The organism is Roseovarius sp. YIN77 (assembly GCF_057219155.1).
The window spans coordinates 56,140-81,980 of sequence record NZ_JBXVVI010000002.1; the positions used below are offsets into that span (position 1 = coordinate 56,140).

Genomic DNA, 25,841 nt, shown 5'->3' on the forward strand with positions numbered 1-25,841 from the left:
TTGGACCCCGCCCTCTGTCATCGGTGCATATAGGGGGTTCGATCGTCGGGGTCTAGGCGCGCAATCGCGACTGATAGTCATGGTCACGCCAGTTGGCGCGGAACTGCCAATGATCAGCGGGCTGACGTTGGGCAAGATCATTACTGATCTCGACCTCATCAAATCCAGAACGGCGCGCCATCGCATATTGGTCAGAGATCACGTGGCCACGCGCCCGTAGCCGACCCTGAAATCCCATCAAACGCAGACGGCGGGCAATGGTGAAGCCACGGCCATCGGCGGAACTGGGGAAATCCACGCGGATCAGGTCAATCTGATCCAGCTTATCGGCAAGGACTTCTGGGTCTGCATCAGAGCCAAGGTCAATCGCCAGCGCCGCAGGCGTTTCGGCCGGCACGTCATCAACTGCATAGAAATTATTTGTCCAATCATCGGGTTGGAACCCGGTATCTGTCACAAGTACGCTCATGCTGCTTGTCCTTCTGAAATCGGTCCACGAACGATCTTGCCGTCGACAAAGTGGATACCGCATTCTGTTTTGTCTTCACCACGCCAACGACCGGCACGAGGGTCTTCGCCATCGGCCACCTTGGTGGTGCATGGGGCACATCCAATGGATGGATAGCCACGTGCCACCAACGGGTGCTTGGGCAGGTTGTTTTCGGTCATGTATTCCCGGATATTATCCGGTGTCCAATGGGCCAGGGGGTTGATTTTTAACCGCTCTTTCCCTTCAGGCTCAAAAAATTCCAATGTGGCACGCGTATCGCTTTGATAGCGCTTGCGCCCGGTGATCCAGGCATCGAATCCGTGTAGGGCAAACTCCAACGGCACGGTTTTGCGCAAGTTGCAGCATGCGTCCTTGTCATGGGCGCGCAACTTACCAAACGGATCTGTCCGGGCAATCTGACTGGGCGAGGGCGTGATCCGCCGCACATCCGTCAGGCCCAGTTTTTCCGACAGGTCCAACTGGTATTCCAGCGTTTCGGGAAACAGCAGATGCGTATCCAGAAAGATCACCGGCGTGGTCCGATCCATCACCGACAACATATGCAAGAGCACCACGGATTCCGCCCCAAAGGACGAAACCATGGCGATCCGACCAATCATCGGGTCGGTCAAAGCGCGTTCCAGAACCGATGTCGCGCTGTGATGCAGATAGCGCGCATTCAGGTCCTTGGCGCGATCAGCGACCGAGGGGAAGGGGGTTTCAAGCGGCATTACGCTTTGCATCCTCTGGGTAAAGAATTGCCTTGAACGGGGCTGCGCCCAGGCGGCGATAGGCCTGAAGGAAGGTTTCCTCGGGCGCTTCGCGCAGGTCGAGATAGCCCAGAACCAGACGTTCGATGGCCGGAACGATCTCGTCATAAGCAAAACCGGGGCCTGCACGTTCGCCGATGGAGGCCGTTTCCGTGCCGTCCCCACCCAGGGTGATCTGGTAGTTTTCCACGCCCGCACGATCCAGACCCAAGATGCCGATATGGCCGACATGGTGATGGCCACAGGCATTGATACAGCCAGAGATCTTGATCTTCAGCTCGCCCACGTCATGTTCGACCTTCAGCTCTTCAAACCGGGTGGCGATTTGTTGGGCAACCGGGATCGACCGGGCCGTGGCGAGCGCACAGTAATCCATACCGGGGCAGGCGATGATATCGGAAATCAGGCCAATATTCGCGGTGGCCAGGCCGACAGCTTTCAGCTCAGCATAGATTGCGGGCAGGTGCGATTTGTGCACATGCGGCAGCACCACGTTTTGCTCATGGCTGATGCGCAGCTCATCATGGGCGTATTTTTCGGCCAGATCGGCCATGACGCGCATCTGATCAGAACTTGCATCGCCTGGCGTGTATCCATGCGCCTTGATTGAAATGGTGACAATCGCGTAATCGTCGTTTTTGTGCTTGGCGAGGTTGGTGTCGGACCACGACCGGAAGGCCGGATTTGCAGAACGCTCGGCCTCATAGGCATTGGTCGATGCGCTGATGAATTCTGGTGCTGCAAAATGCGCCTCGATCTCGGCCAGATGCTCCTGATCAACGCCAGAGAATTGCGGGCGCAATAGGGCAAAACGTTCCTCGACCAACGCGCGGACCTTGTCCAACCCGTTCTCATGCACGGTGATTTTGATCCGGGCTTTGTATTTGTTGTCGCGACGGCCCAAGAGGTTGTAAACGCTGACGATCGCCTCGCAATAGGGCAAGAGGTCTGCCTTGGGTAGGAAGTCACGAATGACCTTGCCCACCATCGGTGTACGGCCCAAACCACCGCCAACGATCACCTCAAAGCCGGGCTCGCCCGCGTCATTGCGGACCATGCGCAGGCCAATATCGTGGGCCTTGGTCACGGCGCGGTCGTTCGGGCTGCCGGTGATGGCAATTTTGAATTTACGTGGCAGGAACTGGAATTCCGCATGATCGGTTGACCATTGGCGCAGCAGTTCAGCAACCGGACGGGGATCTTCGATCTCGTCTGCTGCAGCTCCGGCGAAATGATCCGAAGTCACGTTGCGGATGGTGTTGCCAGAGGTCTGGATGGCGTGCATTTCCACATCGGCCAGCGCATCCAGAATGTCCGGCACATCCGGCAATTTCGGCCAGTTGTATTGGATGTTCTGACGGGTGGTGAAATGGCCATAGCCCTTATCCCATTTGTCAGCGATAAAGGCCAGTTGGCGCATTTTGGCACCGTCCAGCGTGCCATAAGGAATGGCCACCCGCAGCATATAGGCGTGCAGTTGCAGATAGAGCCCGTTCATCAGGCGCAGTGGTTTAAATTCATCCTCGGTCAGCGCGCCATCAATGCGGCGGGCAACCTGCGCCCGAAACTGGGCGTTGCGCGTGCGAATGAACGCCTCGTCGAAATCGTTATACTTATACATTTGCGGCCTCTGCTTGCTTGCCGTGGTAATAGTTGGATGGCCCATCGGCACGGAAGGCCTCGCGGAAATGGACGGGTTCGGGGCCCGTTGCACCCGCTTTGGCATCGGCCAGATAGGCACCAACGACAGAGTTACGCTGCTGTTCTGCAAAAAGCAGACGCAGTTGGGCGTGCGCCTCATCCTCGATCAATTCTGCCTTGGCGTGGCTGCGGGTCCATTGATCATCGGCGGTCAGATAGATCACATCGCCAATCAACAGGTCATTGGCGGTGACGACTTTTGGGGTGAATTTTCTGCTCATTGGGTCAGAACCTTCTGTTCAAGTGTCTCGGACAGGTCCATCGCAGCACGAGGTGCGAGGCCATAAAATGTGATTGCCGGGCCGTCGACATCGGCAATGGCGGTTGGCAGATCGGCCAAGGTGGTGGCGACGATACGTTGAGTCGGGCGAGAGGCATCCTCGATCACGGTCACAGGGGTGGCCGGATCAGCGCCATACATCATCAGGCGTCCCTGAATAAAACGCGCGGATTTCTTACCCATATAGACGGCTGCAACTTCGCCCTCGCGGCCCAGTTGTCGCCAATCATGTTCGGCGAAGCCGCGGGTGTCATGCCCGGTCAGAATGCGAACAGAAGAGTTGCGCCCGCGCTTGGTCAAGCTCTGACCAATTCCTGCAACAGCGGCAGAGGCCGCAGTGATGCCTGGCACGATGCGCCAGTCAATCCCGGCAGCAACCAGGGCATCGATCTCTTCGTCCAAACGGCCAAAAACGGTCGGATCGCCAGATTTCAGCCGCACAACATGCAGGCCCTTTTGGGCGTGGGTAATCATTGCGGCGTGGATGTCTTCTTGCGGGGTGTGTTTGCCAAAACCTTCTTTACCCACATCCAGCAGGATTGCCTCGCGACGGGCGAGTTCGAGGATTTCTGGGGAAACCAGACGGTCGTAGATAACAACATCTGCTTCATCAAGCACCTTGCGAGCTTTGAGCGTCAGTAGCTCTGGATCACCCGGACCTGCGCCAACCAGATCGACATGGCCACGATCAGCCCCGCGCGACAGGTGGTTGTCCAGTAAGGCTTGCAGAGCGGGTGCAACTGCATCTGCGCCACCGGTTTCAATCGCGGCGGGCCCTGAGCGGAAATAATACTCCGCCCAGAACTCGCGCCGCTTGCGGCCGAATGGGAGAGACTCGACCTGTTTGCGGAAGGATTTGCCAATCCGGGTGAGTGTGCCCAGAACGGGAGGAAGTTTTTCTTCCAGCTCAGCCTTGATCGCACGGGCCAGTACGGGTGCAGCACCCTCTGTTCCGATTGCAACGGTGACCGGATCACGATCAACGATCGCTGGTGTGATGAATTGGCTGTCTTCAAGGTTGTCAACGATATTGACTAGCGCGCCTTCAGCCGCGGCAATGGCTGACGTCCGGGCATCTTCGCGATCATCCTCGTCAGCGGCATAAAACAAAATGGCGCCAGCGACATCGCCAGCCTGCAAAGCCCGTTGGGCGAGGAAGATTTTGCCCTCAGAAGCCCAAGAGATGATCTCGTGTGCTGGATTGGCGGTAAACACATCAATCCGGGCCTCTGTTTTCAACAGAAGCCGCAGCTTGGCCAATGCCGCGTCACCGCCGCCCGAAACGACAATTCGGCGGCCTTCGACGGCCATAAAGATCGGAAAATGCTTCATCTTGACTTTTCCACGCGTGTTTTCATGCTTGATATAGGATATTTTCCCGATTATGCGCTAGGTGTGGAGATAAATAAGAACAAACGTTCCTTTGGCGGTAATCGTCGGGTCATTTGTTCCAATTCTGAAGGATTCAAAGGATGGATGTTCGCCTCGATGAAACCGATCGCAGGATTTTGGCTGAATTACAGCGGGATGCGGGACAATCGCTGGACGAAATTGCCAGCAAAGTCGGATCATCCAAAACGCCCGTCTGGAATCGTATTCGCAAGATGCGAGAAGCCGGTATCATTGGCCAGCAAACGGTTATTCTGGATGCCGAAGCGTTGGGGTTGGATGCGTGTTTTTTTGTCTTGATCCGCACGTCAGAGCACGAGGCTGACTGGCAGAAAAAATTCCTGAAAGCCCTGCGTGAACGCCCCGAAGTGATGGAGGCCCACCGACTGGCGGGCGACATCGATTACATCCTGAAAGTGGTGGTCAAAAACGCCCGCGCCTATGATGTGTTTTATCAGGCGCTGATCAAGGAAGTTCGAATTTATAACGTGACCGCGTTGCTGTCGATGGAAGAGCTAAAATCAACAACAATCCTGCCTATTTTGGAACAGTCATAGGTGGACGTTCAGCGCCTCAAGCCCATGAAAATGATACAGATTTGAATAACGGGGCGTATCGGCCAACTGCAATTTGGGGCAACGAGCAAACAAAATGGGCAAGGCAGTTTTTAGTTCCATCCGGGCGAGCGCAGCCCCGATGCAGAAATGCGCCCCAGCGCCAAAGGCAGCGTTGGTTTTGATGGGTCGCGTGGGATCAAACACATCTGCGCTATTCCAGATCGCCGCATCGCGATTGGCCGACGCCAGAAGCAGGCCAACCTCTTGCCCCGCTTCGATCAGGTGGCCGGCAATTTCGACATTGTTATAGGCCCAACGGGTAAATAAATGCAGCGGCGGATCAAACCGCAGTGTTTCCTCGACAACATTGTCGATGGTTTCTTTCGATAATACCGAGGGATCGCATTGATGCTCCAGCAACAGTTTAACGGCATTGCCCATAGAATGCACCGTCGCCTCGTGCCCCGCATTCAACAAAAGGATGCATGTGGTGATCAATTCATCGGTCGACAGTCGTTCGCCGTCTTCCTCGGCGGCAATCAGATGGGTGATCAGATCGTCCGCCGGTGCGGCCCGGCGCGCGCTAATATAGCTGCGCATGAAGTCTGAAAACGCCTGACTGGCGGCTGCGGCCTTGAGTTCGGTTTCGAAATTGCGACCGGCCTGATACATGCCGACCATGGCGTTGGACCACCGCAGCAGCTGATCCGCCATATCCTCTGGCACCCCCAGCAGGCGGCAGATCACGATTACAGGAATACGTTGGCAATAGGCAGGAAGCAGGTCGATAATCGAGCCCTCGAACGCGTCGATCAGATCGTTGCTCAGTTGGGTCAGCTCCGGTTCCAACGCCCGGATCCGGCGGGAGGTAAAGGCGCGCAAAACCAGCCCGCGCAGGCGGGGATGGCGCGGAGCCTCCAGCTCCAGCATGGAGTGTTGTTCGACCGCGTAAAATGGTTCCAGATGGTCCGCAGTTGGCTGTCGCTTGTCTTTCGGTACTTCACGCCCGAACCGACGATCCCGCAGGATCGCGTTGACAGTGTCATAATTGGTGGCGCAGGGAAGGTTATAGTTTTCCCAAAAGATTAACGCGCCCGCCTGCCGTGCACGGTCATAAATTGGATAGGGGTTCTGAACAAACTGATCGTCTGTCGGGGATTGGCGCAGTCGCTTCATGAAACTCAGCCGGTGGCCTCTAGCGCTGTGATGATCGGAGAGAAATCCGCAACCTTCAAAGAGGCCCCACCGACCAGCGCACCGTCGACATTGGCAACGCCAAAAATTTCTGCTGCGTTACCCGGTTTGACCGAGCCGCCATAGAGAATTCGGACATTGTTACCGGTGTCTTCCCCGAACCGGCGGATCAATCTAAATCTAATGAAATCATGAACTTCTGCGATTTGCTCCAATGTTGGCACCCGCCCAGTTCCAATCGCCCAGATCGGTTCGTAGGCGATGACGACCGTGTCTGCAGTAGCCCCATCAGGCACAGATCCGGCCAGTTGCCCGCCGATGATATCCAGCGTGTTGTCGGCATCGCGCTGGGCCTCGGATTCGCCGACGCAGATGATCGCGATCAACCCGGCGGCGATGGCGGTTTGTGCCTTTGCGCGGATATCCTCATCATGTTCATCATGATCCTCGCGTCGTTCCGAATGGCCGAGGATCACATGGCTGGCCCCGGCATCAACCAACATGTCGGCGGCGATATCACCGGTGTGAGCCCCCGAAGCGTTGGCATGACAATCCTGCCCGCCAGTGGCGATTGCGCTGTCAGATAAGGCATCAGACAGCCGCGAGAGGAGCGTCGCGGGCGGGCATAACAGGATGTCGACCGATGGGTTCGGGTGTGCCTCTGACAATGCCCGAGCTTCTGCCATGGACGAAGCCAGCCTATTCATTTTCCAGTTTCCAGCCGCCAACTTGTGCCGCATCTTGATCCTCCTGCCAGTGGTCCAAATGGGATTGCAGGTCAGGGGGCAGGCGTCAAGGGGGCGTCAGGGTGAACCCGTCGCAACTGCGAGCATTATCTAAAAAATCTATGTCGGTATTGCGTCGGTATTCGCACGGCGCTGCGACGGGGTTGAATGATCAGCCTAAGTTCCCTTATGCGGAGGCTGCGGCTTCGGCCTCCTCGGCCTTCACTTCTGCCAGTTCTTCGTCGTTCATCTTCTTGATTGTCCAACCGGTGTAACCGAACAAGATGGTTACCAGTGGCGACAGCCAACAGAAGAACGCAAAAGGTGCATAGGCGATTGTGGGCACGCCCAACGTGGCTGTTTGATAGGCCCCGCCAGAGCTCCATGGCACCAAGTTAGCGGTGACAGTACCAGCATCCTCGACGACCCGAGACAGGTTTTCAGGCGCCAGTCCGCGACGGCGATATTCCGGCGCAAATGTCCGGGCGCCTACGACGATGGACATGTACTGCTCGGCCATGACGACGTTGGCGCCAAAAGTTGTGAGCGCCGTGGCAAGGATCAGGGATCCGTTCGATTTTGCCATTGTCATAATTTTGTCGGCGATCACTTTTAGCTGACTGGTGCGCTCCATCACGCCACCAAACATCAGCGCAGAGATCACAAGACCAATGGTCCACATCATCGAATCCATACCGCCGCGTGACAACAAATTGTCGACGTCTTCAACACCAGTATCAGCTTCGAAGCCGCTGAAACTTGCATTGATCAGATCTTCATATCCCGAACCTTGCAGGCCGATCGCACAAAAAGCCGCAGCGATAACGCCAAGCGTAATGCCCGGAATTGCCGGAACTTTTTTAAACGATACAAACGCGACAACAAGTGGTGGGATCAGCAGCACCGGGTTGATCGTGAAGTTTGCATCCAGCGTGGTAAGCATCGTCTGAACACGTTCAAGATTTTCGGGGCTATTCCCGCCGTAAGACAGACCAATGAAATATTCGATGATCAGCGTCAGGATGATCGCCACGCCCGAGGTGTAGGACATATGTTTGATATGCGTGAACAAATCGGTGCCCACGAGCGCCGGAGCCATGTTTGTGGTGTCTGACAGCGGTGACATCTTGTCCCCGAAATAGGCACCAGACAGCACAGCCCCTGCAACCAAGGGCAGCGGGAAGCCCAGGCTGGCCCCGATACCGATCAACGCGACACCAATTGTGCCTGACGTTCCCCAGCTTGTCCCGGTTGCCAGAGACGCAATAGAGCAGATGATCACTGTTGCGGGCAGGAAGATGCCTGGCGATAGAACCTGAAGCCCATAGTAAATGAGTGTTGGCACCACGCCTGCAAGAATCTAGACGCCGATCAGAATGCCGACCACAATCAGAATGATCACCGCAGGCAGGGCGTTTGTGATCCCCCTGACCATTCCGTTCTGAATGCTTTGCCACGGAAATTTACACCGCAACGCAACGGCACTAGCCACTGCTACGCCGAGCAGCATGGGAATGTGTGGGTCCAGGCCATATACAATAATCGATACGGAGATGCCCGCAATGAGGGAAAGCAATGATATCATTGCTTCCCCGAATGTTGGTAATCTCGCACCTTCAGGCAATGTTGTTTTCATTTTTTCCTCACTGGTTTGGTACTAATATATTGGGGCAGCCTGTTTTTTATGTTCTTTTACTGCCTCGTTTCTCACCCCAGAATTGCGGGGAGTTTGAGCCCGTGTTCACGGGCGCAGTCCTTGGCGATTTCATAGCCAGCATCGGCGTGGCGCCAGACGCCCGAGGCCGGATCATTCCATAGGACACGTTCCAGACGTTTGGCGGCTTCATCGGTGCCATCGGCACAGATCACAACACCTGAATGCTGGGAAAAGCCCATGCCGACCCCACCACCGTGGTGCAGCGACACCCAGGTCGCGCCAGAGGCTGTGTTGACCAGCGCGTTCAGAAGCGGCCAGTCAGATACGGCATCTGAACCATCTTTCATGGATTCTGTTTCGCGGTTGGGCGAGGCGACTGAACCGCTGTCCAGATGGTCGCGGCCGATGACCACCGGTGCGCTGAGCTCGCCGTTTTTGACCATTTCGTTAAAGGCCAACCCCAGGCGATGGCGATCACCCAGCCCAACCCAGCAGATACGGGCGGGCAGGCCCTGAAAACTGATGCGCTCGCGCGCCATGTCCAGCCAGTTGTGCAGATGTTTGTTGTCGGGCAGGATTTCTTTGACCTTTTGATCGGTCTTGTAGATGTCTTCTGGATCACCAGACAAGGCCGCCCAGCGGAACGGGCCGATGCCACGGCAGAACAACGGGCGGATATAGGCCGGGACAAAACCGGGGAAGGCAAAAGCATCCTCGAGCCCCTCTTCCAGGGCCATCTGCCGGATGTTGTTGCCGTAATCCACGGTCGGCACGCCATCATTGTGGAAGGCGACCATTGCCTCGACTTGCACCTTCATCGAGGCGCGCGCGGCCTTTTCAACCTCTTTCGGCGCGGTTTCGGCCTTGGCGCGCCATTCGGCAACGCTCCAGCCTTGTGGCAAGTAGCCGTTGACCGGGTCATGGGCCGAGGTCTGGTCGGTCACGATGTCAGGACGGATGCCGCGTTTGTAAATCTCGGGGAAGATATCCGCTGCATTGCCGATCAGGGCCACGGATTTGGCCTCTCCGGCCTTGGTCCAGCGGTCGATCATTTCCAGCGCTTCGTCCAGGGAGTGTGTCTTTTCATCGACATAGCGGGTGCGCAGGCGGAAATCGGCGGATTTTTCATCGCATTCGACGGCCAGACAGCTGGCGCCTGCCATGACGGCTGCCAATGGCTGGGCGCCGCCCATACCCCCCAGGCCGCCGGTCAGGATCCAGCGCCCTTTCAGGCTGCCGCAATAGTGTTGGCGGCCCGCTTCCATGAAGGTTTCATAGGTGCCCTGCACAATACCTTGCGAACCGATATAGATCCAGGATCCAGCAGTCATCTGGCCGTACATAGCCAGGCCTTTTTTATCGAGCTCGTTGAAGTGATCCCAGGTTGCCCAATGCGGCACCAGGTTTGAATTGGCGATCAGAACGCGCGGGGCATCCTTGTGGGTTTTCACCACGGCGATCGGCTTGCCGGACTGCACTACAAGGGTTTCGTCCTCTTCCAGATTCTTCAGGCTTTCGACGATCAGGTCGAAATCTTTCCAGGTCCGTGCTGCGCGCCCAATGCCGCCATACACGACCAGCTCATGCGGGTTTTCGGCCACGTCCGGATGCAGGTTGTTCATCAACATGCGCAAGGGCGCCTCTGTCAGCCAGCTTTTTGCATTCAGCTCTGTTCCGGTCGGCGGATAAATGTCGCGCATGTTTTTACGGGGATCAGTCATTGGTCACTCCATTAGAATTGCAGGATGCCCGACAGGGCGATGTCATGTAGTTTTTCAAGCATCACCCGCAAGTGCGGGCGGGTTGCATTGGCGCGGGCGTCGTCCCATTTCCAGGGCGGGATTTCATGCATGTAGGCGCGTTGTGAGACTTCCATTTGGATGGCGTGCACACCGCCTGCGGGTTGACCATAATGGCGCGTGGTCCAGCCGCCCTTGAAACGTCCGTTCAACACCGAACTCATTCCCGAGGCCTGCGCCAGGACATTCACACAGGTCTCAATCGCCGGGGCGCAGGTTTCGCCAAGATTGGTGCCGGTGTTGAAGATCGGTAGTTCACCGTCGAACAGGAAGGGAATGTTCGATCGGATCGAATGGCAATCAAACAGGATTGCAACACCATGCTTGGCGCGAACACGTTCCAATTCGTCACTCAGTGCATTGTGATAGGGGGCATGATAGGCGGCGCGCCGGGCCTCGATTTCATCTGTCGAAGGCTCTTGGCCATTCATCCAGATTGACTGGCCATCAAAATCCGTCAGCGGTACCAGGGTTGTGGTGTTTTGGCCCGGATAGAGCGATGCGCCCGCAGGATCACGATTAGCGTCGATGACATAGCGGTGCATATTGGACTTCACCACTGTGGCAGAGGGCAATAGCCCGTCATAAAGACGCGTGATGTGCCAATCCGTATCCGCCAGCGCGGCGCCGGTTTCATTGAACCGGGCGGCAACGGCGTCAGGGACATAAACCCCGCCGTGGGGTTGGCCCAATACAACTGGGCTGTCGCCGGATTGGACCTCAAAGACCTGCATCAGTTCAGGCTCGGCAGATCGGTGTCGACCACTTCCAAAATGGCACCGCTCGTCATCAGTTCAGCAGCGGCGGCCAGATCGGGGGCCATAAAGCGGTCATCTGCCAACGGTTCGACATCCTGACGCAAGCGATTGAGCGCTTTTTGCAGCAGCGGACTGGTTTGCAATGGCGCGCGGAACTCGATGCCGCTGGCCGCGCAGAGCATTTCGACGCCCAGAATGTTGTTCAGATTGGCGATCATCTGCTGCAAGCGCCGGGCCCCGTGGGCGGCCATGGATACATGGTCTTCCTGGTTGGCGGAAGTCGGTGTGCTGTCGGTGACGCAGGGGTTTGCGAGGTGTTTGTTTTCGCTCATCAGGGCGGCGGTGGTCACCTCTGCAATCATCAAGCCCGAATTCAGGCCCGGATTGGGCGTCAGAAACGGTGGCAGATCGAAACTTAGGGTTGGATCGACCATCAGCGCGACGCGGCGTTGTGCGATCGCGCCAATTTCGGACAAGGCCAGTGCCATCATATCAGCGGCAAAACCAACCGGTTCGGCGTGAAAATTGCCGCCTGAGACGATCAGCCCTGCCTCGGTCAGGACAAGTGGGTTGTCGGTGGCGGCATTGGCTTCGATCAACAAGGTGGCGGCGGCCTGACGCAACACGTCCATCGCGGCCCCGGTTACCTGTGGCTGGCAGCGGATGCAGTAGGGGTCCTGCACCCGGGTGTCGCCCCCGCGGTGGCTTTCGCGGATTTCTGATTGCGCCAGAACAGCGCTCATCGTGGTTGCGGCCTCTATTTGACCGCGATGTCCGCGTAAAGTGTGGATTTCCGGCTGCAACGGCGCCGTCGACCCCATGATCGCATCCGTGGACATGGCAGAGATTACCAGTGAGTTGCGGGCCGCGCGCCAGCCCTGGAACAAAGCAGCCAGTGCATATGCGGTGGTAAATTGGGTGCCGTTGATAAATGCCAGACCCTCTTTGGGACCAAGGGCACCCGGTGTCAGACCTGCACGGTTCAGGGCCTCTTTGGCAGGTAGGGTTTCGCCATCGAACTCTGCGTGGCCTTCGCCCATCAATGCGGCGGTCATATGTGCCAGTGGGGCCAGATCGCCCGACGCGCCAACCGAACCTTGGGCGGGCACAATGGGTGTCACGCCTTTGGCCAGCATGTTTTGCAGGAGTTCAACCAATTCCCAACGCACACCAGAGGCACCGCGCCCAAAGGAAAGCAGTTTCAGCGTCATCATCAGCCGCACCAGTTTGCGCGGCATCGGATCGCCAACACCACAGCAATGCGACAGGATCAGATTGCGCTGAAGGGTGGCTGTGTCCTCTGGTGCGACCTTGACGGAGGCCAGTTTGCCGAACCCGGTGTTAACACCGTAAACAGCCACATCCCCATCGGCCGCGGCTTTGATCCGCTCCGCAGCCTTGTCGATCGCGGGTTTACACTCTGCATCCAGCTGCGCTGTTGCATCATTCCAATAGATGGTTTCCAGCTGTGCCAGCGTCGTTTGGCCGGGAGTAAGGGTGAGATTGGTCACGACGTGCCTCCATAGATGCGGTTGTGAAGTGGGTTGAACCCAATACGGTAAGAAAGTTCAGCGGGATGTTTTACATCCCAAATGGCGAGGTCGGCCCGCATGCCGGGCGCGATCATGCCACGATCCGTTAGGCCCAAAGCAAGGGCGGCATTGCGTGTGACCCCGGCCAGAGCTTCCTCTGGCGTCATGCGAAAGAGCGTGCAGCCCATGTTCATTGTCAGCAGCAATGACGTGAGGGGGGACGATCCGGGGTTGCAATCGGTCGCTAGCGCCATAGGCACATTGTGTTCGCGCAAAAGCGCAATTGGGGGCTGCTGCGTTTCACGCAAGGTGTAGAACGCCCCGGGCAAGATGACGCCGACGGTCCCGGCATCCGCCATGGCACGAACGCCCTCATCATCCAGAAACTCGATGTGATCCGCCGACAGAGCCCCGTAGGCAGCGGCGAGCTTTGCCCCGCCCAGATTAGAAAGCTGTTCGGCGTGCAGCTTGACCGGTAGGCCGAGCGATTTTGCCGCGTCGAACACTTTTGCAATCTGCGCAGGTTGGAAGGCGATGCCTTCGCAAAACCCATCGACCGCGTCAATCAGACCCTCGGCATGTGCTGCGTGCAGGGTCGGAATGACGACGTCATCAATATAGTCGTCATCACGGCCCTTGTATTCAGGCGGCGTTGCGTGCGCGCCCAGATATGTTGTGCAAACGGTGACAGGCCGCAGGCGGGCGATCTCGCGCGCAGCGCGCAGCATGTTTAGCTCGGCCTCCTGCTCCAGGCCATAACCGGATTTGATCTCTATCGTGGTCAGTCCTTCGGCGATCAGGGCATCAACACGGGGCAGGGCCCCTTCGATCAGTTGATCGAGGCTGGCCTGACGTGTCGCACGTACGGTCGAATTGATGCCACCACCGGCGCGAGCGATTTCCTCATACCCTGCACCGTTAAGGCGCATCTCGAATTCCTCTGCACGGTCACCGCCAAACACCACATGGGTGTGGCAATCAACAAGGCCAGGGGTCACAAGACGCCCGCCCAGATCTTCGCGCACATAGTCAGAGAACTGATCTGGAACCGCATTCGCTGACCCAACCCATTCGATCGTACCCCCTGACATTGCGATGGCGCCATCGGAGATTAAGCCATACGCCCTACCAGTGGTGGCGGCTGTCGCGATTTGTGCACCGGTGAGTATCTTTCTTTCGACCATCAGATTCGATTCCGAAGTTGCAATTGATGTATGATATGTATAATACTAATACCAATATGTCTATGCATAAAGAGGTGAGTATGGAAATCTATGCCAACAAAGCACTTATCGGCCAAAATTGGGTGCAAAATGTTCGCCTTACATGCACGGGCGGTCGAATCTCAAAGGTTGAAACGGGTGTTTTGGCCGGCTCTGAGGATTACAAGGTCGATGCGCTATTGCCATCGCTTGGGAACCTTCACAGCCATACATTTCAGCGAGCCATGGCGGGCATGACCGAATTTCGCGCCGCCGGGCGTGAAAGTTTCTGGACCTGGCGCGATCTGATGTATCGTTTCCTTGGGCATCTGACGCCAGAACACTATGAAGCAATCGCTGCCCTTGTGTTTATGGAGATGCAAGAAGCAGGATACGCGTCAGTTGGTGAATTTCATTACGTGCACCATCAACCGGATGGCAGCCCCTATGCCCAGCTTTCAGAGTTAAGTGACCGGATCTACGCTGCGGCCAGCCAAACGGGGATCGGCCTGACCCATCTGCCTGTGCTTTACACCTATGGCGGGGTCAATCAAGAGCCTCTGGCGGGCGGCCAACTGCGTTTTTCCAACGATGTGGATCGGTTCTTGGCGCTTGTTGATGCCTGCAAGGGACAGCTTGGCGAATTGCCTGATGACGCGAGGGTCGGCATTGCACCTCATTCGCTGCGTGCAACGTCGCCCGCAGATCTGGCCCGGGTATTGAGCACGACACCAGATGGACCGGTGCATATCCATATCTCTGAACAGTTGAAAGAGGTTGCGGATGTGCAGGCCAAACTGGGCCAACGCCCGGTGGAGTGGCTATTGGACAATGCCGATGTCAACGACCGTTGGTGCCTGATCCACGCCACCCACATGACCGAGGCGGAAACCATTGCCATGGCCAAAAGTGGTGCTGTGGCGGGGCTGTGCCCGATCACCGAGGCCAATCTGGGAGACGGTCCTTTTAATGGGCCTACCTATCTGGATCATGGCGGTGCCTTCGGAATAGGCTCGGATTCCAACGTTTGTGTTTCGTTGACCGAGGAATTGCGCACATTGGAATATTCGCAACGCCTGCGCGACATGGCGCGCAATGTCATGGTCCGGGGTGAGGGATCCGTTGGCCGAACTCTTTACACAAAAGCCGCCCAGGGCGGTGCACAGGCCATCGGTCGGGATGCCGGTGAGATCTGCGAAGGCAAGCTGGCTGATCTGGTGGCCATAGATTACGATGATGTAACGCTGTGTTCGCTTAACAACGATCAATTGCTGGACGGTTTGTGCTTTGCGGCGTCCGATCGGGTGATCACCGATACATGGTCGGCAGGCCGGCACATGGTCAAATCAGGTCGCCATACCAAACGCGCTGAGATTGAACAAAACTACAAAAAGGCGATCCGGGAGGTCCTTGACGCGATCTGATCTGAGGGGCTCTTTTTAATGGTCCTTCGGTTGATCCTATCGCCGTCTGTTGGGATAGTTTGCACCTGAATGTCGCAATCATTTGCCTGAGCGAGAACCGAGCATAGCCCGCAGATTATCACCGCCGCGCCAGATGGATTCCCGCGATTGTGCATCTTACCGAACCGCCGGCCATTTCGATCGTCCCGATGGGCAGGGGCACCAGTTTTGCGCTTTGCTCGATGATGGCGATCTGGTCCGCCGTTAACGCATCAGCGGCCGTTTGTGACAAGGCCAGAATGCGCCCATCACGGCCCTGAAGTTCGATGGCGTTTCCGGCGAAGGAAGAAATCTGATCCTCGGTGAGTTTGATCACCTCGCGGCCCGGCTGTTTGAGACGATTGATAACCTCAACTCGGCGGGTCTCGTCGGTGATCATATCCGCCCCGATCAGTGCAAAATCGGTGCCGATGCACATCAGAACATTGGTGTGATAAATCGCGACACCGTTTTGATCGGCGGCGGCAAAGGCCATCGGTTCATAGTTGAAATGTGTGCAGAACCGTTCCAGCAGAATCGGGCTGGTGCGATCGGATTCGACGGCATAGGCGATGCGTTCCACATGATCGATGACCATCGCGCCTGTGCCTTCAAGAAACAGATTGTCCTGCTCCAACCCGGAATAATCAATGATATCCTGGACGCGGTAATCGTGCTTGAGCATTTCGATCACGTCCATCCGCCGTTCCAGACGGCGGTTTGGTGCCTTCATCGGGTAGATCGCAACATGCCCGCCTGCGTGGGTGGAAAACCAGTTGTTGGGAAAGACACAATCAGGGGTGCGGCTGTCCTCGCCTTCAAAAACATGAACATGAACCCCATATTCGCGCAGGATGTCCGCGGACAGCGTGGCCTCGTCATAGGCTTGCTTTGCGATATCGCCGTTTGCTGGCTGGCTTGCCTGAAAGACATTGTCGCCGGTTTCCGTGTTCACAGAAAAATGGTGAGGACGGATCATGACAACAGATGAAGGCGCCTGAATGCTGGGTTTTTCCATGTGCAAATCTCCCATATATGCGGGTTAGGCTGCGCGCAGCAACATGCCGAACAGATCGCGGGGATCATCCGGGTCTGCCAGCATATCCAGCTGCTGATAAAAGCCGGTGTCCTTGATGCGACCTCGAATATAGCGCAGGGCAGAAAAATCCTCGATCGCGAAACCGACACCGTCAAACAAAGTGATCTGGCGATCGCCTGTGCGGCCTTGTTTGGCCCCGGTGATCACTTCCCACATTTCGGTCACGGCGAAGTCTTCTGGCATTTGCTGAATTTCACCCTCGATCCGCGTTTGCGGCGGGTATTCCACAAAGACGTCAGAGCGTAGCAGGATGTCCCTGTGAAGTTCTGTTTTTCCGGGGCAGTCACCGCCAATGGCGTTGATGTGAACACCTGCGCCAACCATGTTGTCGGTCAGGATGGTGGCGTTTTGTTTGTCGGCGGTGCAAGTGGTGATGATCTGGGCGCCTTCAATCGCCTCTTCAGGGGTGTTGCAGGCCGTAATTTTAAACCCGCGGCCATCAAGATTGCGAACCAGCTTATCGGTTGCCTTGCTGTCAGTGTCGTAAAGACGCAGCGTATCAATCCCGCACAGCACCTTCATCGCGGTTGCCTGAAATTCTGATTGCGCCCCGTTTCCGATCATCGCCATACAGCGCGCGCCCTTGGGGGCCAGGTGCTTGGCCACCATTGCAGAGGTTGCTGCCGTGCGCAGTGCCGTCAAAATGGTCATTTCCGTGAGCAAGATCGGATAGCCGGTGTAAACATCGGCAAGCAGACCAAACGCCGTAACCGTTTGCAGGCCTTCTTTGGTGTTTTTCGGGTGGCCGTTGACATATTTAAAGCCGTAGGCCTCGCCATCGGAGGTTGGCATCAATTCGATTACGCCCACGTCTGAATGGCTGGCAACGCGTGGCGTTTTGTCGAACTTTTCCCAACGGCGAAAATCGTCCTCGATGTAAGATGCAATACCATCCAACATGGTTTCGATGCCGATGCTGTGCACCAGCCGCATCATGTTTTCGACACTGACAAATGGCACGAATGCAAGTTCGGATGGGGATGGTTTGGTCATGAGGATGCTCTCGATTCTTTGTAATGAGAGTATCTGCTGTAAGAAATTTAGATAAAATGATCTAATTGTGTAGAAATACTCACCATATTTGCGCAATATGCTTAGTATGAATTTACGGATTGATCGATATGACAAGACAAAACCTAGGTAAGTACATCTATGATGATCTCGACCGAAAACTGATCTCTTTGCTTCGCAGAGATGGCAGAGCGCCGGTTTCAAAACTTGCTGATGTGCTTGGCGTGACCCGGGCAACCGTTCAAAGCCGCATGGGCCGATTGCTGGAAACGGGCGCGTTGCTTGGGTTCACGGCAAGGGTTCGTGAAGACTACGAAGAAGATTCCATCCGCGCGATCATGATGATCGAGGTCGTTGGAAAATCCACCAGTCAGGTCATTCGCGCCCTGCGCGGAATGCCCGAGCTGTTCACGCTTCACACTACAAACGGGAATTGGGATCTCGTTGCAGAAGTTCGGGTCGCCAGATTGCACGATTTTGACAGGGTTCTGCGTGAGGTTCGGATGATCGATGGGATATCGAACAGTGAAACGAGCCTGCTTTTGTCAAGCGTTTGAGACACGCGGCGTTGGCGTGGAAAGATTGCGTCGATTTGGGGGAAACCCTAAGGCAGGACTAGAATTCACAGGTCCCGCCTCAGGCTCATTTCAACGCTATCTTCGATGTGGCTCGTCGCAATTGGTGAGGACGTGAAGAGCCGTTAAAAGTTCGGCCGCGCCTCGTGTGAATAGAGCCAGGGTTGTGCATCTTCCAGCGCTTGCCCAACGCGGAATACGCGAACATCGTCCAAATGACGGGCGATGATCTGGATGCTGGTGGGCAGGCCATTTCCACCGATGCCGGTTGGCATGCTTAGTACCGGGCAACGGCCCAGCATGTTGAAAGGATGGCACATGGTCCATCCATAGAGCGCATCCACTGTCTTGCCATTGATCTGGACGTCTTCGCGTGGATCGATATCGGCGGCGATTTCATGGTGGCCAAGGGTCGGGCAGATAAAGGCATAGCAATCATCCAGAACCGCCCCGAAAACACGTCCCCGCTCTTCCTGCGCATGATAGGCCCTGACGAAGTCGCCGGCGGTCGTTGTGCCCGCTCTGCCGGCCAGGAATGTCCCCCAATTAGAGGCAAGAGAAGGGTCGGTTGCCACGGTCTCGGCCATTTCGCCACCAAAAAGGTGATCCAGATACACGTTGACCGCAGTTTCAAAACGGTCGTTCCAGCCGGGATTTGACTTCTGCTTAACGAAGCCCGATCTCGCGCCTTAAATAAATGTTACGCTGATCCTAAAATTAAGTATAACTATAATATATTAAGCTACTTTAGATAAACTAAGGATGGGGTTGATGCTTGATCTCAAGGACTTGAAATGCCTTATCGAAGTCATTGACGAGGGTGGATTTGAAGCGGCGGCAAAAAAGCTTTTTATCACGGCAGGGGCGGTGTCTCAGCGGATCAGGCGGATGGAAACGCAGGTTGGCAAGCCGCTAATCATTCGCCGCAACCCGCCCTATCTGACCGAGGCGGGCGAGCGTGTGATGAGCTATGCGCGCCGGATCTGGTCCATGCAGATGGAAATGGATCAAGCGATCCTTGGCGAAGTCACACAAAATTCAAAAATCGCAATCGCAGTAAATCAGGATTCCCTCACATGCTGGTTTTTGGCAGTGATTGAATCCTTCACCGAAGCGACCGGAATGTTCGTAGAGGTGATTACCGCAGACGCTGAAATGACCGAGGAGTTGTTTCAAAAAGGCCGCGTTCTGGCGGCGGTGACATCGAATCCGAATGCGATCCCCGGGTGCAAATCAAAACCCTTGGGGGCCGCAGAATATGAAATCGTGTGCTCGCGCACGTTTTTTCAGAAACACTTTCCCAATGGGATTACTGCCGAGGCTTTGAAATCTGCGCCCGGTCTTTACTATGATCGTACGGATTATGTCGCCGGCGGGTATTTGAAGAAATTTGGCGTCAATATCAACGAAACCAACCGTCATTTCATTCCCGGCAGCGCGGAAATCAATCAAGCCGTTGAAATGGGATTGGGGTGGTGTGCGAATTCAGTTCTGATCTCGCGGTCTGAACGCCCTGACGGGACATTGATGAAAATGTGTCCCGAAACGTTCAAAGTGAACCTGTATTGGAAGACCTGGGATCTGGCGACAAACGAAATTCAGGCCTTGTCAGAACATGTCCGCAAAATCTCGCGGACATGTCTTAGCGCGCAGGAATGAGGACTTCAGCCCAAGTTGGTTGAGCTGAGGTCAGAAGATTGAATGCGGGATTAGAACCTGAGGGACAGGCAAGACATGCCGCCGTCCAACTTGGCGCAATCGGTATTGTCGATTTCGACGACGGTATACCCGTTTTCACGCAGCATTTCGGTTGTGCGCGGGAAACCAGCCGGGGCCAGGACATATTGGTTGAAGCGGATGGAATTGGCTGCGGCCTCTTCGCCTTCGGCCACGTGCAGGACGCGGTAACCGTCAAAGCAGCCCGATACGTCTAGTCGCTTTGTCGACAGGATCGTTTCGGCATCCAGCAAGGAGCAATCAGTTTTGAAGTGCAAAACACCGGGGGGGGTGAAGACCTCGCGTACCGTATGGCCCCAATCGGCGACAATTTCTACCAGTTCGGCCACGCCTTCGGCATCGGTTCGATCCGAGCGACCGACCAATATCTCTTTGCCCGTCACCAGAATGTCGCCGCCCTCGATATGGCCGGGGCCTTTGATCTGACGCACATCGTCGTAAACAGAGCGAATGGTCGGTTCCATATGGGCAACTTCGCCCATACGGCTGGGCGCACCGGGGCGCATCATCACCGCGCCTTGGGGCAGGCACAATGTCGAATCCTCGACAAAGAGCGCATCTGGATGCTCCTCGATTGGCGGCAGTTCGATGACCTCGGCACCGGTTTCTTTCAGTGTCGCAACGTAGTGCGCATGCGCCTTCAGCATCCGATCCAGGTCGGGGGTGCCGATATGAGCGGCGCGCAGGCCGTTGACAACAGACGCAGCAGGACGACGGGTAATGGCGCGTGAGAATTCGTATGTAGGGTTGGTCATAATTACTCTCGGTTCTTTATGTTGAATGGGACAGATTAGGGGCACGGATTTCGATTAGGCGCGGGCCGTTTTGGGATTGCGATTTCCGCAACGCCTCTGCGACCTCTGATGGGCCGGGGCCCACACGTTGGAACGGCATATTGCAGGAACGGGCCACATATTCGAAATCGGGTGGGGTCGGGTCACACCCCAGAACGGTCACGCCGACCGCCTGCATTGAAGTGGCGATTTCCTGATAGCCGTAATTGTTCCAGATCACGAATGTAATGGGCAGCTTTTCATCGACGGCGCACATCAGTTCGGGCAGGCTGAATTGCGCGCCACCATCGCCGGCAAGACAGATCACGGGCGATGACGGATCGGCCAGCGCGGCCCCGATGGCGGCAGGAATACCATAACCAAGCGCCCCGAAGCCGGTGGAGGCGTTGAACCAGCCACCAGGACGATCATGATCGTAATAAAGGTTGCCGCCGTAAATCGGGTGGAGGGAGTCGCCAACCATGATGGAGCCCGGAACGGCGTCACGCATGGCACCCAGCAGTTCGCACATCGCCCGCATCTCTGGGCCGATTTCTTCGTAGGCGTTTTTGCGTGCCGTGGCAGCGCGTTGGGCACCCTCGGTAGAGGCTGCACCAGCACCGAGACCAACAAGAAGTGCCGTGGCAGTTTCAGACGCATCGCCAGCAACCCGCACCTTGGCCGGCATGCGGTCCAGCTGATCGGGGCACAAGTCCACCCGGATCAGGTTGCGCATCGCTGCCATCGTGCCGGTGGCGTACATATCATAGTCGGTCTGGCCCAGTTCCGTCCCCAAAGCCAGAACGACATCAGCGTCTTCGATCAAAGTGCGCACCGCCTGCAGGCTGGGGCTGGCCGGAACGCTAAGCGGGTGATCAAACATCAACCCGCGCGCGTTCACCGTTTGCACCACCGGCGCATCCAATCGTTCGGCCAGCGCACGCACCTGCGTGCTGGCCCGACGCACGCCACCACCGGTCAGAATGACCGGGGCCTTGGCCGTGCTTAGGATTTGGATGGCCTGTTCGATCAGTGCTGGATCAGGTTGTGATCCTGCCGCAGAGGTCGTTGTTTCCGTGGCGCCGTCAAATTCGGCCCCGGCAATGTCCAGGGGGATTTCGATATGCGTGGGGCCCGGGCGGCCGGAATGAAAGGGGGCATAGGCCTTGTCCAATGCCGGTTGCAGGTCGGCAGAATGCTCTATTCTTTCGGATCGCAATGCGACGGTTTTTGCCATCGCCTGCTGGTCGGGCAGTTCATGCAGATGCCCAAATCCTTTGCCAAGGCTCGGCAAACTATTCACACCTGACACCACCAACATCGGCACGCTGTCGGCGCGGGCTTGTCCCATGGCTGTCAGCGTATTGGCCAGACCCGGCCCGGTGATGACAAACGTCACGCCAGGTTTTCCCGACACTCTTGCATAGCCATCGGCCATAAAGCCTGCACCCTGTTCATGGCGCGGAGTAACATGTCGAATACCAGAGGCCGCAAGGCCCCGGTAAAGCTCTACCGTATGTACGCCGGGAATGCCGAACACGGTGTCCACGTCGCGCGCAACCAGCTCTGATACCAGCACTTCTCCGATGCTTGTCATGCTGTCACCTGCTCAAACCGTTTTGCATGTTCAACAATGCGATCAATCGCGGCCTCGAACGTTGCGTCTTCGACGGTCAGGGCGATGCGCACCCAGTTATCAACTGTGCTGCCAAAGGAGGTACCAGGCATCACCGCCACACCACCATGTTCCAGCAGATGCAGGGCATAGTCATTGCCGTTCATGCCGGTTGCGGACACGTCGATCATCGCGAACATGCCTGCCTGCGGCCGATGCACCCCGATCTGGGTCTCGTTGGAGAGACGATCGTGCAGCCGTTGCGCACGGGCAGCAAAGCGGCGTGCCATTCCGCCAGCCACGGTTGATCCCTCGCGAATGGCTTTTTCTGTCATATCCGCGATGAAGGGCTGGTTGCCAAACAGCATAGTTTCCGAAAGCGGTAGCAGAGCTTCGGTAAAATGTTCGGGGCCTACACACCAGCCGCTGCGAAAGCCCGGTGCTGCATGGGATTTTGAAATCGACGACACCACGATAACCCGGTCAGCCAGGTCGGGTCGGGACAGAGGAGAGGCGAACTCTGTATCGTCAAAGATCAGCTCCGCATAGACCTCGTCAGAGATGATCCAAAGGTCATGTTCGATCGCCAATGCGCCGATCGCGTCGATATCGCTCTCTGTCAGGATGGAACCGGTCGGATTGTGCGGCGTAGTCAGCAAGATTGCAGAGGTTTTGGGGGTAATCCGGTCAGCGATGTCGCGGGCTGAAATCCGAAACCCGTTTTCGGGACGAAGCGGAACCGGCACGATATCGGCTCCGCTTGCACGGATCACGCCCTCATACGTGGCATACATCGGGTCGCCTACCAGAACCTCACATCCGGTTTCCGCCACGCCCATCAATACCGCAAACAAAGAGGTTTGCGTTCCCGGAAAACACAGGACCTGCTTGTCAGAAATACCTCTGCCAGTGCTTTGAGTGTAACGCTCCGCCAAGGCTGCGCGCAGCCCCGCTTCGCCACGACCGCTGGAATAGGTTGTCCGCCCTCGGCGCAGCGCCTCAACGGCGGTATCCACCAGTTCAACAGGGGTCGCCACGTCGGGTTCACCGATGGTCATCTCGATGATGTCTCGCCCTTGGGCCGCCATTGCTTTGGCTTTCAGATAGACTTCCCATTTGGCGCCACCCAGTCCGGCAAGGCGTTTGGTGATTGCTGTTTGTTTCATGATGAATCTTTCTCTAACCCTGTCAGGTCTAAACCGATAATTGCGCCGACAGAATGCAGCCCGATATCGGACAATTCCCCAGGTGCAAATGCCTTTGGCAGTGCACCGCCCTCCATCCACAATCCATCGATTACGGCGTTACTTGCGATGGCAAACCGACGAAGCTCTGGAGGCGTGGCAGGCCGACCGGCCTCTTTCAGGGTATCGGCGATGAGCGCCTCCAGCCGATCGCGGAAGTCATAGTAGGTCCGTTCGTGAATGACCTGCATTTCAGCCCCTTCGCGCAGGGTATTCAGAAACCCTGCCCACAGAGACACCGCACTGGGGTCAACAACAGGGGGGGTCAAACCTGTCGCGACAAAAATCGCCAACCGGGATCGGGCTGAACTGCTGTTTTCCAGGCTAGGGGCCGCGGTCATGCTGGTCAGACGGCGCATGTGGAACTCATAGGCCGCTTTGATCAGGTCTTCTTTTGAAGAGAAGTAATGCCGAATCAAACCCTGAGTAACCTGTGCCCGCTCGGCGATTGCACGAACGGTTGCCCCCCGCACACCTTGCTCGGCGATTAGGGATAGAGTGGCCCGGATTAGCGCGTCTTTACGCTGCTGTGCGGGCTCTCTTCTGAACTTGATCACGCGATCTGACACTGGGCTTTCCAAGTCTGTAATTATACGCTTGCATAATTCAGAAAATATAATTATACAAACGTATAAATACCAGATAATGGAACCGCTGCAAGCAGAAAAATGGGAGATCGTGATGGCATCAACAGACCAGGTTGCTGATCCCGAGGTTGAGCAAGGGACCCGAGAAGAAGCCATTCGGGTAACCGATTTGCACAAATCCTTCGGCGCGCTTGAGGTCTTAAAAGGCGTCTCTCTCACCGCTTACAAAGGGGATGTGGTTGCGATTATCGGCGGTAGCGGATCCGGCAAGTCAACATGCCTGCGTTGCATCAATTTCCTAGAAACACCCAGTTCAGGTCAGATTGTCATCAGTGGTGAAGAAGTCGCGATGCGGCCAGATGGAACGCCAGCGGATCGCCGTCAGATCGAACGCATCCGTACGCGGCTGGCAATGGTGTTTCAGTCCTTCAATTTGTGGACCCATCGCAGCTTGCTTGAAAACGTGATCGAGGTCCCGGTGCACGTCCTGAAAGTGCCGCGCGATGTGGCGATCAAGCGTGCGAAAGAGCTGCTGGAGCGGGTCGGGTTGGGCGATAAAGCAGATACCTACCCGTCCTTTCTGTCCGGTGGCCAACAGCAACGTGCGGCAATTGCCCGGGCGCTGGCCGTCGACCCGAACGTGATGTTGTTTGATGAACCTACAAGTGCACTTGACCCGGAGCTGGTCGGCGAGGTTTTGACCGTCATTCGCGATCTGGCGGCCGAAGGTCGGACCATGCTTCTGGTCACACATGAAATGAAATTTGCCCGCGAGGTGGCCTCGCACGTTGTATACCTGTTCGAAGGCCGTATCGAAGAGCAGGGGCCACCAGAAGAGCTATTTGGCAATCCGAAATCCGCAAGGTTGAAACAGTTCCTTCAATCTGTCGGCTAACACTCACCAAAAACAAAGTAACAGGGAGACATTCCATGACATTCAAGACACTATTTGCTGCCGGTTTGACCGCCGCCGTGCTTGGCGCCGGGGCGGCAGCTGCTGAAGAAGTTAAAATCGGTATCGCGGCCGAGCCATATCCACCGTTCGCCTCACTGGATTCTTCCGGTGCCTGGATCGGTTGGGAAATCGAGATTATTGACGCTGTCTGCGCCGCTGCTGAACTGGATTGTGTCATCGCCGCGGTTGCCTGGGATGGGATTATCCCCTCTCTGACCGGTCAGCAGATTGATGCGCTGATGGCTTCGATGTCGATCACCGAAGAGCGGTTGAAGACCATCGATTTCAGCGATCCTTACTACAACACGCCGGCCGTGATCGTAGCTGATAAATCCATAGATATTGAGCCAACACCTGAATCTCTGGCTGGCAAGATCATTGGAATCCAAGCTTCGACCATCCACCAGGCCTATGCCAACGCCCATTTTGGTGATGCAGCCGAGATCCGCGCTTATCAAACGCAGGATGAAGCCAATCAGGATTTGTTTGCGGGTCGTATTGACGCCACTCAAGCCGACAGCATCGCAATGGCAGACTTTGTCAGCACCGATACCGGCGCTTGCTGCGAGATCAAGGGTGCTGTCGCCAATGACGAGGCAATCTTGGGTCGCGGCGTTGGCGCGGGTGTCCGCAAAGGCGACGATGCACTTCGTGAAAAGCTGAATGCCGGGATCGCCGCCATTTTGGCCGACGGCACCCACGCCGAGATCACGTCGCGTTACTTCACAACCAGCATCTACAGCGAATAA

26 protein-coding genes are annotated in these 25,841 nt (G+C 56.3%); 6 read left to right on the forward strand and 20 right to left on the reverse strand.

Features of this window, described 5'->3' with window-relative positions:
* Positions 1–52: 52 nt before the first annotated feature.
* From AC2D8P_RS04040 to cysG, 5 genes are read right to left on the reverse strand one after another with little or no spacing between them, the layout of a single operon-like run.
* Positions 53–469: a DUF934 domain-containing protein gene (locus AC2D8P_RS04040; RefSeq protein ID WP_484700713.1), complete on the reverse strand. Its 417-nt coding sequence runs from the start codon at positions 467–469 to the stop codon at positions 53–55.
* Positions 466–1,221 (reverse strand): phosphoadenylyl-sulfate reductase, encoded by a 756-nt coding sequence (locus tag AC2D8P_RS04045; RefSeq protein WP_484700714.1) that lies wholly within the window; start codon positions 1,219–1,221, stop codon positions 466–468. Before AC2D8P_RS04045 ends, AC2D8P_RS04040 begins: the two co-directional genes overlap by 4 nt.
* A complete protein-coding gene (locus AC2D8P_RS04050) occupies positions 1,211–2,881 on the reverse strand; it encodes a nitrite/sulfite reductase (protein ID WP_484700716.1) in 1,671 nt (556 codons plus the stop codon). Before AC2D8P_RS04050 ends, AC2D8P_RS04045 begins: the two co-directional genes overlap by 11 nt.
* The gene (locus AC2D8P_RS04055; RefSeq protein WP_484700718.1) at positions 2,874–3,182 is read right to left on the reverse strand and encodes a DUF2849 domain-containing protein; all 309 of its coding nucleotides are present in this window, start codon (positions 3,180–3,182) and stop codon (positions 2,874–2,876) included. The genes AC2D8P_RS04050 and AC2D8P_RS04055 overlap by 8 nt, the downstream gene beginning before the upstream one ends.
* On the reverse strand, positions 3,179–4,573 hold the full coding sequence (cysG, locus tag AC2D8P_RS04060) for a siroheme synthase CysG (protein WP_484700720.1): 1,395 nt from the start codon (positions 4,571–4,573) through the stop codon (positions 3,179–3,181). Before cysG ends, AC2D8P_RS04055 begins: the two co-directional genes overlap by 4 nt.
* A 140-nt stretch (positions 4,574–4,713) precedes the next feature.
* Between cysG and AC2D8P_RS04065 the strand changes: the two genes are divergently transcribed.
* Complete coding sequence (locus AC2D8P_RS04065) at positions 4,714–5,187, forward strand: Lrp/AsnC family transcriptional regulator (RefSeq protein ID WP_484700722.1); 474 nt, start codon at positions 4,714–4,716, stop codon at positions 5,185–5,187.
* Here the strand turns inward: AC2D8P_RS04065 and AC2D8P_RS04070 are convergent.
* The 8 genes from AC2D8P_RS04070 to hutI all read right to left on the reverse strand — a co-directional run bounded on the left by AC2D8P_RS04070 (position 5,182) and on the right by hutI (position 14,036).
* Positions 5,182–6,363 (reverse strand): cytochrome P450, encoded by a 1,182-nt coding sequence (locus tag AC2D8P_RS04070; RefSeq protein ID WP_484700724.1) that lies wholly within the window; start codon positions 6,361–6,363, stop codon positions 5,182–5,184. The two genes, AC2D8P_RS04065 and AC2D8P_RS04070, sit on opposite strands and share 6 nt — an antisense overlap.
* 5 nt (positions 6,364–6,368) lie before the next feature.
* A complete protein-coding gene (gene tpiA, locus AC2D8P_RS04075) occupies positions 6,369–7,121 on the reverse strand; it encodes a triose-phosphate isomerase (RefSeq protein ID WP_484700726.1) in 753 nt (250 codons plus the stop codon).
* 172 nt (positions 7,122–7,293) lie between these two features.
* Positions 7,294–8,454 carry a Na+/H+ antiporter NhaC gene (nhaC, locus tag AC2D8P_RS04080; protein ID WP_484700728.1) on the reverse strand — a complete coding sequence of 387 codons (1,161 nt, stop codon included), beginning with the start codon at positions 8,452–8,454 and terminating at the stop codon, positions 7,294–7,296.
* 12 nt (positions 8,455–8,466) lie between these two features.
* On the reverse strand, positions 8,467–8,742 hold the full coding sequence (locus AC2D8P_RS04085; protein ID WP_484700730.1) for a hypothetical protein: 276 nt from the start codon (positions 8,740–8,742) through the stop codon (positions 8,467–8,469).
* Between the two features lie 71 nt (positions 8,743–8,813).
* Positions 8,814–10,484: a urocanate hydratase gene (hutU, locus tag AC2D8P_RS04090; protein WP_484700732.1), complete on the reverse strand. Its 1,671-nt coding sequence runs from the start codon at positions 10,482–10,484 to the stop codon at positions 8,814–8,816.
* Positions 10,485–10,495: 11 nt separating this feature from the next.
* A complete protein-coding gene (gene hutG / locus AC2D8P_RS04095) occupies positions 10,496–11,296 on the reverse strand; it encodes an N-formylglutamate deformylase (protein ID WP_484700734.1) in 801 nt (266 codons plus the stop codon).
* Entirely contained in the window at positions 11,296–12,831 is a 1,536-nt protein-coding gene (gene hutH, locus AC2D8P_RS04100; RefSeq protein ID WP_484700736.1) for a histidine ammonia-lyase, read from the reverse strand. Before hutH ends, hutG begins: the two co-directional genes overlap by 1 nt.
* Complete coding sequence (gene hutI, locus AC2D8P_RS04105; protein WP_484700738.1) at positions 12,828–14,036, reverse strand: imidazolonepropionase; 1,209 nt, start codon at positions 14,034–14,036, stop codon at positions 12,828–12,830. Before hutI ends, hutH begins: the two co-directional genes overlap by 4 nt.
* An 80-nt stretch (positions 14,037–14,116) precedes the next feature.
* On the opposite strand from hutI, the gene AC2D8P_RS04110 reads away from it, so the two are divergent.
* Positions 14,117–15,478, forward strand: coding sequence for a formimidoylglutamate deiminase (locus AC2D8P_RS04110; protein WP_484700740.1), 1,362 nt, complete (start codon positions 14,117–14,119; stop codon positions 15,476–15,478).
* Positions 15,479–15,596: 118 nt separating this feature from the next.
* Here AC2D8P_RS04110 and ctlX read toward each other — a convergent pair whose 3' ends face one another.
* Positions 15,597–16,514 (reverse strand): citrulline utilization hydrolase CtlX, encoded by a 918-nt coding sequence (gene ctlX, locus AC2D8P_RS04115; RefSeq protein WP_484700742.1) that lies wholly within the window; start codon positions 16,512–16,514, stop codon positions 15,597–15,599.
* Positions 16,515–16,538: 24 nt separating this feature from the next.
* Positions 16,539–17,588, reverse strand: coding sequence for an ornithine cyclodeaminase (locus AC2D8P_RS04120; RefSeq protein ID WP_484700743.1), 1,050 nt, complete (start codon positions 17,586–17,588; stop codon positions 16,539–16,541).
* 128 nt (positions 17,589–17,716) lie between these two features.
* Between AC2D8P_RS04120 and AC2D8P_RS04125 the strand changes: the two genes are divergently transcribed.
* The gene (locus AC2D8P_RS04125; RefSeq protein ID WP_484700744.1) at positions 17,717–18,163 is read left to right on the forward strand and encodes an Lrp/AsnC family transcriptional regulator; all 447 of its coding nucleotides are present in this window, start codon (positions 17,717–17,719) and stop codon (positions 18,161–18,163) included.
* 143 nt (positions 18,164–18,306) lie between these two features.
* Here the strand turns inward: AC2D8P_RS04125 and AC2D8P_RS04130 are convergent, their stop codons facing one another.
* Positions 18,307–18,768 carry a hypothetical protein gene (locus tag AC2D8P_RS04130; protein WP_484700746.1) on the reverse strand — a complete coding sequence of 154 codons (462 nt, stop codon included), beginning with the start codon at positions 18,766–18,768 and terminating at the stop codon, positions 18,307–18,309.
* A gap of 184 nt (positions 18,769–18,952) precedes the next feature.
* On the opposite strand from AC2D8P_RS04130, the gene AC2D8P_RS04135 reads away from it, so the two are divergent.
* Positions 18,953–19,840 (forward strand): ArgP/LysG family DNA-binding transcriptional regulator, encoded by an 888-nt coding sequence (locus AC2D8P_RS04135; RefSeq protein ID WP_484700747.1) that lies wholly within the window; start codon positions 18,953–18,955, stop codon positions 19,838–19,840.
* Between the two features lie 50 nt (positions 19,841–19,890).
* Here AC2D8P_RS04135 and AC2D8P_RS04140 read toward each other — a convergent pair whose 3' ends face one another.
* Genes AC2D8P_RS04140 through AC2D8P_RS04155 form a run of 4 tightly spaced genes read right to left on the reverse strand, consistent with a single transcriptional unit; the run spans position 19,891 to position 24,119 of the window.
* On the reverse strand, positions 19,891–20,673 hold the full coding sequence (locus tag AC2D8P_RS04140; protein WP_484700749.1) for a dimethylarginine dimethylaminohydrolase family protein: 783 nt from the start codon (positions 20,671–20,673) through the stop codon (positions 19,891–19,893).
* A gap of 16 nt (positions 20,674–20,689) precedes the next feature.
* Positions 20,690–22,288 (reverse strand): 5-guanidino-2-oxopentanoate decarboxylase, encoded by a 1,599-nt coding sequence (locus tag AC2D8P_RS04145; RefSeq protein WP_484700750.1) that lies wholly within the window; start codon positions 22,286–22,288, stop codon positions 20,690–20,692.
* Positions 22,285–23,472 carry a pyridoxal phosphate-dependent aminotransferase gene (locus tag AC2D8P_RS04150; protein WP_484700751.1) on the reverse strand — a complete coding sequence of 396 codons (1,188 nt, stop codon included), beginning with the start codon at positions 23,470–23,472 and terminating at the stop codon, positions 22,285–22,287. Before AC2D8P_RS04150 ends, AC2D8P_RS04145 begins: the two co-directional genes overlap by 4 nt.
* Positions 23,469–24,119 (reverse strand): TetR/AcrR family transcriptional regulator, encoded by a 651-nt coding sequence (locus AC2D8P_RS04155; RefSeq protein ID WP_484700752.1) that lies wholly within the window; start codon positions 24,117–24,119, stop codon positions 23,469–23,471. Before AC2D8P_RS04155 ends, AC2D8P_RS04150 begins: the two co-directional genes overlap by 4 nt.
* Before the next feature lie 112 nt (positions 24,120–24,231).
* Between AC2D8P_RS04155 and AC2D8P_RS04160 the strand changes: the two genes are divergently transcribed.
* Both AC2D8P_RS04160 and AC2D8P_RS04165 read left to right on the forward strand, forming a co-directional pair.
* Positions 24,232–25,032: an ABC transporter ATP-binding protein gene (locus AC2D8P_RS04160; RefSeq protein WP_484700754.1), complete on the forward strand. Its 801-nt coding sequence runs from the start codon at positions 24,232–24,234 to the stop codon at positions 25,030–25,032.
* 35 nt (positions 25,033–25,067) lie between these two features.
* The gene (locus tag AC2D8P_RS04165) at positions 25,068–25,841 is read left to right on the forward strand and encodes a transporter substrate-binding domain-containing protein (RefSeq protein WP_484700756.1); all 774 of its coding nucleotides are present in this window, start codon (positions 25,068–25,070) and stop codon (positions 25,839–25,841) included.